The sequence below is a fragment of the Pseudoflavonifractor sp. An176 genome, assembly GCF_002160435.1.
Lineage (GTDB): Bacteria > Bacillota > Clostridia > Oscillospirales > Oscillospiraceae > Enterenecus > Enterenecus faecium.
Genome location: NZ_NFKO01000056.1, coordinates 1 through 6,388 on the forward strand (window position 1 = coordinate 1; position 6,388 = coordinate 6,388).

Sequence of the window (6,388 nt, forward strand, 5' to 3'; positions counted from 1 at the left end):
GTCTGGGGGGCCATGACCGGTCGGGCCTCGGGGGCGGGCTGGGAGACCGGCTCCGGCTGGGGCTGGGCAGCGGTCTGGGGCGCGGCGGAGCCCATGACCCGGGCCCACACCCGCTCAAAGACCTCCTGGCTCTGGGAACGAGAATTCATGATCTCATCCATGGGAAAACACCTCCTAAATACCCCATTCTATGCCCCAATCCAGGGATTGCCACGGTTGACAGATGGGTATAATCATGATATACTAGCAAAACATATAAGAAAACTATGAATTATAAGCCGTCCCTCCCACGGGGGACGGCTTCAAACGGGAGATTTGCACTATGTTGGAACTGAAACATCTGACCTTCTCTGTGGAGGGAGAGGGCAGTCAGAAGGAGATTTTGAAGGATGTGTCCCTGAACGTCCAGGACGGCACCTTCCTGGTGGTCACCGGCCCCAACGGCGGCGGCAAGACCACCCTGGCCAAGACCATCATGGGTCTCAACCAGCCCACCTCCGGCCAGATCATCTGGAACGGGGAGGACATCACCAACCTGAATATCACCGAGCGGGCCCGCCGGGGCATCAGCTACGGCTTCCAGCAGCCCCCTCGCTTCAAGGGCCTGCGGGTGTGGGACCTGCTGAGCCTGGCCTCGGGCAACGCCCAGCTCACCCACGCCGAGGGCTGCCAGCTGCTGACCCAGGTGGGGCTGTGTGCCGCCGACTATATCGACCGGGAGGTGGACAACTCCCTGTCCGGCGGCGAGGTCAAGCGCATTGAGATCGCCACCATTCTGGCCCGGAAGTCTCCCCTGATGATTTTCGACGAGCCAGAGGCGGGCATTGACCTGTGGAGCTTTGCCAAGCTCACCGAGACCTTCCGCTATATCCACGAGAAGCGGCAAGCCACCATCATCATCATCTCCCACCAGGAGCGCATCATCAACCTGGCCGACGAGATCGTCATGATCGCTGGCGGCGAGGTGGTGGAGCGGGGGGCTAAAGAGGAGATGTTCCCCAAGATTCTGGAAAACACCCAATCCGGGTGCGCCTTTGTGAAGGGAGGAGCCCAGGCATGAATTCCATCGACACCCATCTGCTCCGGGAGATCGCAGACCTGGAGCGTGTGCCCCAGGGGGCGTATAACATCCGCAAGAACGGCCAGTTGGAGGGGCGCAGCAACTCCGCCAACATTGTCATTGAGAGCAAAGAGGACAAGCCGGGCATCGACATCCACATTGCCCCCGGCACCGTCAACGAGTCGGTGCACATCCCCGTCATCGTCACCCAGACCGGTCTCACCGACCTGGTGTACAACGACTTCCACATCGGCGAGAACAGCGATGTGAGCATTGTGGCCGGCTGCGGCATCCACAACTCCGGCTGTGAGACCGCCCAGCACGACGGCGTCCACACCTTCTACGTGGGCAAGAATGCCAAGGTGCGCTATGTGGAGAAGCACTACGGCGAGGGCGAGGGCACCGGAAAGCGCATTCTCAATCCCCACACCATCATCTACCTGGAGGAGGGCGCCTCCATCCAGCTGGAGACGGTGCAGATTCGGGGCGTGGACTCCACTCGCCGCTACACCAAGGTGGAGATGGAGGCCAATGCCGAGGCAGTGGTCACCGAGCGTCTGCTCACCCACGGCGACCAGTTTGCCGAGAGCAAAATGGAGGTCATCATGAAGGGGGAGGGGGCCCGCACCCAGGTCATCTCCCGGTCTGTGGCCCAGGACAACTCCGTGCAGGTGTTCTATCCCCAGGTGCAGGGGGATGCCCCCTGCTTTGGCCACGTCCAGTGCGACTCCATCATCATGGACCACGCCAAGGTCAGCTCCATTCCTGCCATTGTGGCGGGCCACACCGACGCCCAGCTCATCCACGAGGCGGCCATCGGCAAGATTGCCGGAGATCAGCTGTTGAAGCTCATGACTCTGGGTCTCACCGAGGAGGAGGCCGAGCAGAAGATTCTGGACGGATTCCTGCGGTAAAGAATTATCCAAAATCGTGGCGTAAACCACCGGTACTTCCAATATTCTCGAAGATTTGTATAATTTCTTCGATTTTTGCGAAACATTCACCATCGTCAAGACTGTCATCCTGTATGACAGTCTTGATTTGGTTAGCTTTAGCGTAACGACAACCCCCAGCTATGCTGGGGAGAGTAAAAAAGATTATATAGTGAAAAAACCTTCTGGTAAAATTGAGGTTGCGGTCGGCCAACTGCAACAACAAAGACCAGGAGGTTTTTTCGATGAAAGAAAAAGATATAGAGAAACAAGCACACACAACATGGCGATGCCAATATCATGTGGTGTTTGCGCCGAAATATCGGCGGATGGCGATATATGGGCAAATCAAAAGGGATATAGGGCAAATATTGCGTAGATTGTGTGAACAAAAAGGGGTAACAATCATAGAGGCAGAGGCTTGCCCAGATCACATCCATATGCTGATCAGTATACCGCCAAAACTTAGTGTAGCACAGATTATGGGATATCTCAAAGGGAAAAGCAGTCTTATGATATTTGATAGGCATGCGAATTTGAAGTACAAGTATGGAGATCGACATTTTTGGGCGAGAGGTTACTACGTAGATACGGTAGGACGGAATAAAAAGCAGATACAGGAATACATCCGGAATCAATTAGAGGAGGACAAGATAGCAGATCAGATATGTCTAAAGGAGTTCATTGACCCGTTTACGGGTAGCAAGAATACGAAGGCATAAATAAAGCCCCTTAAGGGGCCCGCCATGAGTCAGCAATGCAGTTGACCGACCCATTCGGGGCCCCTTGAGGGGCGTTGTCTGTATTATGCCCTTCTAGGGCTTACTCAAGCCCCCGGCTTAGCCGGGGGTCCTGACTCGTTTAGGGCTTGATAGCATTGGCATTCCACAAAATCCTGGGCGCTGATATTGAGATCAGGAAAGGTCACCTGTATGTGCTGCTGTTGTAGGAGAGTTAGCAGCAATTCCTGGTATAGTTCCATGTCAATCACCTCTAATCCTACTTTATACTATTAAGAAGGAATAATCAACCTAATATCGCATAGAATGCTATACTAGCGGAAAAGGATATGAGGTAATCGTATGAAGCCATTAAAACAAAAGGTGAGCATCACCCTGGATGAGGACGTGGTGGAAAAGCTGAAGGTGCTGGCGGAGGACTGTGACCGCTCCCTGTCCCAGTACATCAATCTCATCTGTAAAGCCCATTTGAAACAGCTGGAAAAATAAGAAAAACACCGTTGTAAAGGAGAAGTTTCCTTTACAACGGTGTTTTTTTGTGCTTGATGGGAATTGCGAAAAGCCTCCCTTGTGTAAAGGGAGGTGGCCCGGCGCTACGGGGCCCCCGCCAAAGCCCAGCGCAAGCGGGTTTGGTGGGGAGAGGAGGTGTGACGGCGTGAGCGAGACTTGCCCCGCCTCTCAGGGGCGAGGCGAGGGATACTCAGTCCACACCGACGAGTCGGAGGGATTGACTGCCACCGGATGTTCTATGTTTCACCGGTTTGATTGGGGAGCCAGTACAGACAATCCCAGTCTGCCCTACGGGCAGCCAGCTCCCTTTACACAAGGGAGCCTATATGGTGCGCTGTACCCCAGGGCTTGCATTCTTCATTTTTCATTCTTCGTTCTTCATTTGAATGCTTTCCTCCAAAACGGAGAGAAACCGCCGCAGGGTCTGCCCCCGATTGCCCCGCAGGTAGGACACCCCAAAGGAGAGGGGCTCACACCCCTGGATGGGAATATAGCGCAGCTGCGGGGCGCGCAGCTGGGGGAAGTCGGCCATGATGGAGAAGGCGTACCCCGTCTCCACCAGGGTGAAGAGCACCTCCTGGCTCTCGCAGAAAATGACTTCCTCCGGGGGCTTGGAGGTGACGATCTGCCCTTGCAGGGCGAACACCGACGGGGGACACAGCGGGGGCCGACAGGCGGCGATGAGGCCACCCTCTTTCAGCTGCTCCACCGTCACCGTCTCGCACTGGGCCAGGGGATGGTCCTCCCGGCAGACAAACACCACTGGACTGCGCAGTAGCTCCCGATAGACGCTATTTTGCGGGGCGGTCTCCTGGAAGGTAAACAGCACCTGAATATCCCCTTCGGTGAGCAGATTGTCCAGGGCGCTGAGGGGAATCAGGCGAATCATGGGCAAAATCCGCTCCTCCTCCTGGCGCAGCCGCTCCAGAGCCGGGCGCAGCAGCCGCAGGTCCGCCGAGCTGCGGCACCCCAGCCCCAAGCGCATGGGCCGGGCCTCATAGCAGCCCTTCACCCGCATCCGGGAGATGTTGGACAGCTGGAGAATCTTCCCCGCATAACACAAGGAGGTCTCATTGTGAAGAATCAAACCAAACGCAATGGGGGCGCCATGGGGGTCCTGAACCGGATTTTGGGCTATATGCTCCACTATTACGGCCCCCTGTTTGCCCTGGTCATTGTGTGTATTCTGATCTCGGCGGTGGCCACTGTACTGGCCGCCACCTTCCCCCAGACCCTGGTGGACGACTACATCGTGCCCCTGATCGGCAACGTGAATCCGGATTTCAGCGGCCTGGCCGGGGAGATCATCAAGCTGGCCATCATCATGGTGGTGGGTATTGCGGCCTCCTTCGGCTACAACCGCATCATGGTCAACGTCAGCCAGGGGACCATGCGCCACCTGCGCAACGACCTGTTTTCCAAGATGGAGTCCCTGCCCATCCAGTACTTTGACACCCACCCCCACGGGGACATCATGTCGGTGTACACCAACGACGTGGACACCCTGCGCCAGCTGCTCAGCCAGAGCATTCCCCAGGGCATCAACTCCATCATCACCATGGTGGCCACCCTCATCACCATGATTATCATCTGTCCTTCCCTCACCATCATCTCGGTGCTCACTGCCCTGGTGATGCTGTGGGTCACCGCCACCTTCTCCAAGCTCTCCGGCAAGCACTATGTGGAGCAGCAGCGAGATCTGGGCATTGTGGACGGCTTCATTGAGGAGATGCTGGACGGCCAGAAGGTGGTCAAGGTGTTCTGCCACGAGGAGGCGGCCATGGAGGACTTCCGCCGTGTCAACCAGGCCCTGCGGGAGAGCGCCAACAAGGCCAACCGTTACGCCAACCTGCTCATGCCCATCAACAACAACATCGGCTGGCTCAGCTACGCTCTGGTGGCCATTGTGGGCGCTCTGCTGGCCATCAACGGCATGGGCGGAGTGACCCTGGGCACCGTCATCACCTTCGTGGGCCTGAACAAGAGCTTTACCCAGCCCATCAGCCAGGTGAGTATGCAGGTGAACTTCGTGGTCACCGCCGCCGCTGGCGCTGCCCGTGTCTTTGACCTCATGGACCAGCAGCCCGAGGCCGACCAGGGCTATGTGGAGCTGGTGAACGCCAAGGAGGACGCCAACGGCCAGTTCTCCGAGGCCGACCACCGCACCAACGTGTGGGCCTGGCGTCACCCCCACAAGGCCGACGGCACCGTCACCTACACCAAGCTGGAGGGCAGCGTGGTGCTGGACCACGTGGACTTCGGCTACACCCCGGATAAAATGGTGCTCCACGACATCAGCCTATGGGCCAAACCGGGACAGAAGATCGCCTTTGTGGGCGCCACGGGTGCAGGCAAGACCACCATTACCAACCTCATCAACCGCTTTTATGACATTGCCGACGGCAAGATTCGCTACGACGGCATCAACATCAACAAGATCAAGAAGGCGGACCTGCGCCGCTCCCTGGGCATCGTGCTCCAGGACACCCACCTGTTCACCGGCACGGTGATGGACAACATCCGCTACGGCAACATGGAGGCCAGTGACGAGGAGTGCATGGCCGCCGCCCGGCTGGCCAACGCCGACGGTTTCATCCGCCGTCTGCCCGACGGGTATGACACCATGCTCACCGGAGACGGGGCCAACCTGAGCCAGGGTCAGCGGCAGCTGCTGGCCATCGCCCGGGCCGCCGTGGCCGATCCGCCCGTGCTCATTCTGGACGAGGCCACCTCTTCCATCGATACCCGTACCGAGCGGCTGGTGCAGGACGGCATGGACGCTTTGATGACCGGGCGCACCACCTTTGTCATCGCCCACCGCTTGTCCACCGTGCGCAACGCCGACTGCATCATGGTTATGGAGCAGGGCCGCATCATCGAGCGGGGCACCCATGACGAGCTCATCGAGAAGAAGGGCAAGTATTATCAGCTGTATACCGGGAATTTGGCAGAAGAGTCCGCCTGATTCTCAGGACTTCGCTGTGACGGAGGGATTGTCCTTCTCCGATTTCCTTGGCAGAAGCCAGCGCCCCAGTCGGGGACGCTCCGCTGGGCCCGATTTCTCCCCGATGAGAAATCGGGGAAAGAATCGCCAAAGGCGGGGCCTTCCCCCGCCTTGTGGAATCCACCCCGCGGTACTGGGAGCC

At 57.8% G+C, this 6,388-nt stretch carries 6 protein-coding genes; 5 read left to right on the forward strand and 1 reads right to left on the reverse strand.

The features are described from left to right. Positions 1-322 precede the first annotated feature (322 nt). From B5F12_RS11440 to B5F12_RS11455, 4 genes are all read left to right on the forward strand, one after another. Positions 323-1,060 carry an ATP-binding cassette domain-containing protein gene (locus B5F12_RS11440; RefSeq protein ID WP_087234508.1) on the forward strand — a complete coding sequence of 246 codons (738 nt, stop codon included), beginning with the start codon at positions 323-325 and terminating at the stop codon, positions 1,058-1,060. Further along, positions 1,057-1,974: a SufD family Fe-S cluster assembly protein gene (locus B5F12_RS11445; RefSeq protein ID WP_087234509.1), complete on the forward strand. Its 918-nt coding sequence runs from the start codon at positions 1,057-1,059 to the stop codon at positions 1,972-1,974. The genes B5F12_RS11440 and B5F12_RS11445 overlap by 4 nt, the downstream gene beginning before the upstream one ends. A gap of 263 nt (positions 1,975-2,237) precedes the next feature. After that, positions 2,238-2,714, forward strand: coding sequence for an IS200/IS605 family transposase (gene tnpA, locus B5F12_RS11450; protein WP_087234511.1), 477 nt, complete (start codon positions 2,238-2,240; stop codon positions 2,712-2,714). A gap of 360 nt (positions 2,715-3,074) precedes the next feature. Continuing rightward, on the forward strand, positions 3,075-3,221 hold the full coding sequence (locus tag B5F12_RS11455; RefSeq protein ID WP_087234513.1) for a TraY domain-containing protein: 147 nt from the start codon (positions 3,075-3,077) through the stop codon (positions 3,219-3,221). Between the two features lie 385 nt (positions 3,222-3,606). Here the strand turns inward: B5F12_RS11455 and B5F12_RS11460 are convergent, their stop codons facing one another. Beyond that, positions 3,607-4,305, reverse strand: a complete 699-nt coding sequence (locus B5F12_RS11460) for a LysR substrate-binding domain-containing protein (protein ID WP_087234515.1) — start codon at positions 4,303-4,305, stop codon at positions 3,607-3,609. A 75-nt stretch (positions 4,306-4,380) separates the two neighbouring features. Here B5F12_RS11460 and B5F12_RS11465 point away from each other — a divergent pair, with 75 nt between their 5' ends. After that, the gene (locus B5F12_RS11465; RefSeq protein WP_242954954.1) at positions 4,381-6,207 is read left to right on the forward strand and encodes an ABC transporter ATP-binding protein; all 1,827 of its coding nucleotides are present in this window, start codon (positions 4,381-4,383) and stop codon (positions 6,205-6,207) included. Positions 6,208-6,388 lie beyond the last annotated feature (181 nt).